Origin of the sequence: Pseudomonas sp. PS01299, assembly GCF_029960145.1 — a bacterium.
In the GTDB taxonomy this organism is placed as follows: Bacteria; Pseudomonadota; Gammaproteobacteria; order Pseudomonadales; family Pseudomonadaceae; genus Aquipseudomonas; species Aquipseudomonas putida_A.
In genome coordinates, this window is record NZ_JASCPO010000417.1 from 1 (window position 1) to 2745 (window position 2745).

The 2745-nt window shown below is 62.3% G+C and carries 3 protein-coding genes; 2 read left to right on the forward strand and 1 reads right to left on the reverse strand.

The features are described 5' to 3' along the window. The first annotated feature begins 155 nt into the window (after positions 1–155). Together amn and QMX91_RS30500 are read left to right on the forward strand one after the other, a co-directional pair. On the forward strand, positions 156–1655 hold the full coding sequence (gene amn / locus QMX91_RS30495; RefSeq protein ID WP_177434769.1) for an AMP nucleosidase: 1500 nt from the start codon (positions 156–158) through the stop codon (positions 1653–1655). 72 nt (positions 1656–1727) lie between these two features. After that, positions 1728–2363: a pseudouridine synthase gene (locus tag QMX91_RS30500; protein WP_225136411.1), complete on the forward strand. Its 636-nt coding sequence runs from the start codon at positions 1728–1730 to the stop codon at positions 2361–2363. On the opposite strand, the gene QMX91_RS30505 is transcribed toward QMX91_RS30500, so the two are convergent. After that, positions 2358–2567, reverse strand: coding sequence for a DUF2788 domain-containing protein (locus QMX91_RS30505; RefSeq protein ID WP_003228500.1), 210 nt, complete (start codon positions 2565–2567; stop codon positions 2358–2360). The genes QMX91_RS30500 and QMX91_RS30505 overlap by 6 nt on opposite strands. Positions 2568–2745 lie beyond the last annotated feature (178 nt).

Below are 2745 nucleotides of genomic sequence, written 5' to 3' on the forward strand. Positions count from 1 at the left end.
GGCTTGCTCGCGAATGTGGTGTGTCAGTCAATGGATAGGTCGACTGACACAGCGCATTCGCGAGCAAGCCCGCTCCCACAGGGGATCTCCATTGACAGGGAGATTTGGGTACAGCCACAACGCCACTGTTCCCGTGAGACCACGATGCAGGCAAGATGAAGCTCTGCAAGTCAGAACACAGGAAGCTGATCGTGACCGAAGCGTTTATTGTCGTTCAAACCGCCGAACAAGCCGTGGATCGTCTGGCCGAGCTGCATGAGCGGGCCACCACTGCGCTCAACTCGGCGCTCAAGCGTTACCTCAAGGATCGCGTCGAGCCTGACGCCGAACAGCGTGCCCTGTTTCGTTATCCCGAACTGCGTCTGACCTACCTGTGTCAGGGCGAAGTCCCACAGACCACCCGCGCCTACGCCAAGGTGCAACTGCCGGGCACCTACAGCGTCACCGTCACCCATCCCAAGGCGTTCCGCAAATACCTGCTGGAACAACTGGTGCCGTTGATGCACGACTTCACCGTGACCGTGGAAGTCGGTGTCAGCCAGCAGAATATTCCGTACCCGTACGTAGTCGAGCAGGGCGATGAACTGGCCGGCTCCGGCGTCACCGCTGCGGTGCTGGCGCGGGTGTTCCCGAGTACCGACCTGTCCGCCGCGACCGATGGCATCGCCGACGGTCTCTACGACTGGGAAAACACCGATCCGCTGCCACTGGCGCTGTTCGACGCCGCGCGCGTCGACTTCTCCCTGCGTCGTCTGGTGCACTACACCGGCAGCGACTGGCGCCATGTGCAGCCGTGGATTCTGCTGACCAACTATCACCGCTACGTCGACCAGTTCATCGTTCATGGCCTGGAACAACTGCGCAACGACCCGCGTTTCGTGCGCATGGTGCTGCCGGGCAACGTAATCATCGAGAAGGGCATGGATCACGGCGAAGCCTCGGCGATCGCCGCTGGCGTGGTCTGGCACCGCTACCAGATGCCGGCCTATCACCTGATCGCCAACGACGGCCATGGCGTGACCCTGGTCAACATCGGCGTCGGCCCGTCCAACGCCAAGAACATCACCGACCACCTGGCGGTGCTGCGCCCGCATTGCTGGCTGATGATCGGTCACTGCGGCGGGCTGCGTCAGTCGCAGACCATCGGCGACTACGTGCTGGCTCACGCCTACATGCGTCGCGACGGGATTCTCGACCGCGTGGTGCCGCCGAACATTCCGATCCCGGCACTGGCCGAAGTGCAACTGGCGCTGCAGCAAGCCGCGGCCAATATCACCGGCGAGAAGGGCGAGGAGCTGAAAAAGCGTCTGCGTACCGGCACCGTGCTGACTTACGACGACCGTAACTGGGAACTGCGCTGGGCGCAGGAACGTCCGCTGATCAACCTGTCCCGCGCCGTGGCGGTGGACATGGAAAGCGGCACCATCGCCGCCCAGGGTTATCGCTTGCGGGTGCCGTACGGCACGTTGCTGTGCGTTTCGGACAAACCGCTGCACAGTGAAATCAAGCTGCCGGGTTCGGCCAACGCGTTCTACGAGCGTGCGGTCAGCCAGCACTTGAAGATCGGCATCGAGGCGGTGGATCTGCTGCGCACCGAACTCAACTCGCTGCACTCGCGCAAGCTGCGCAGCTTCGACGAGCCGCCGTTCCGTTAACGGTTAGTCGTGGTCATTTGGCGGTCGGGGCACTAGCATTAGCAGCCCTGATCGCTAAATGTCTGTTCTCTTATGTCCCGTCCCCCGCGTCCACCTTCCCGCCGTCCCGGTCCGAAGCCATCCTCCTCGGCTCCACGTCGTGTCGCCAAAGCGCCGCCGGCCGAGCCGAAGTTGATCCTGTTCAACAAACCGTTCGATGTGCTGACGCAGTTCAGCGACGAAGGCGGGCGGGCGACGCTCAAGGATTACATTGACGTGCCCGGTATCTATCCGGCCGGACGCCTTGATCGCGACAGCGAAGGCTTGTTGTTGCTGACTAATGACGGCCAGTTGCAGGCGCGCATCGCTGATCCGAAACACAAACTGGCGAAGACTTACTGGGTGCAGGTCGAAGGCGTGCCGACAGGCGAGCAGTTGCAGCGTCTGCGCGAAGGCGTCGAGTTGAATGACGGCATGACTTTGCCTGCCGAGGCGCGGCAACTGGAGGAACCTGAACTGTGGCCGCGCAATCCGCCGGTGCGCTTTCGCATGACGGTGCCGACCAGTTGGCTGGAGCTGGTGATTCGTGAAGGGCGCAACCGTCAGGTACGGCGGATGACCGCCGCGGTGGGGTTGCCGACGTTGCGGCTGGTGCGGGTGCGGATTGGCGACTGGACGCTAGAAGGGCTCGATCAGGGCCAGTGGAAGGAAGTGCCGGCGCGGTTATAGAGCGCCGGATTCGATCAGGCCGATCACCACACTCTTGATGATGAACGCGGCCACGCCCAGGCCCAGCACGAAGAACAGAATGAACGAGCCGAAACGCCCGGCCTTGGACTTCTTCGCCAGATCCCAGACGATGAAACCCATGAAAATGATCAGGATGCTGACCAGGCCAGTCATCATCCACTCTTCGAATACTGCAGGATCCATCGGGCATCTCCGGCGCGCACAGGGCTGAAAGGGCTGGGCGATTATACGCCGAGGGGGATTGCGGGCGCATTGACCTGTGTCGGTGTGCCGCAGTGATGGTGGTCGCCTGTGCCGGCCCCTTCGCGAGCAAGCCCGCTCCCACATTTGCAATGCATTTCCCTGTGGGAGCGGGCTTGCT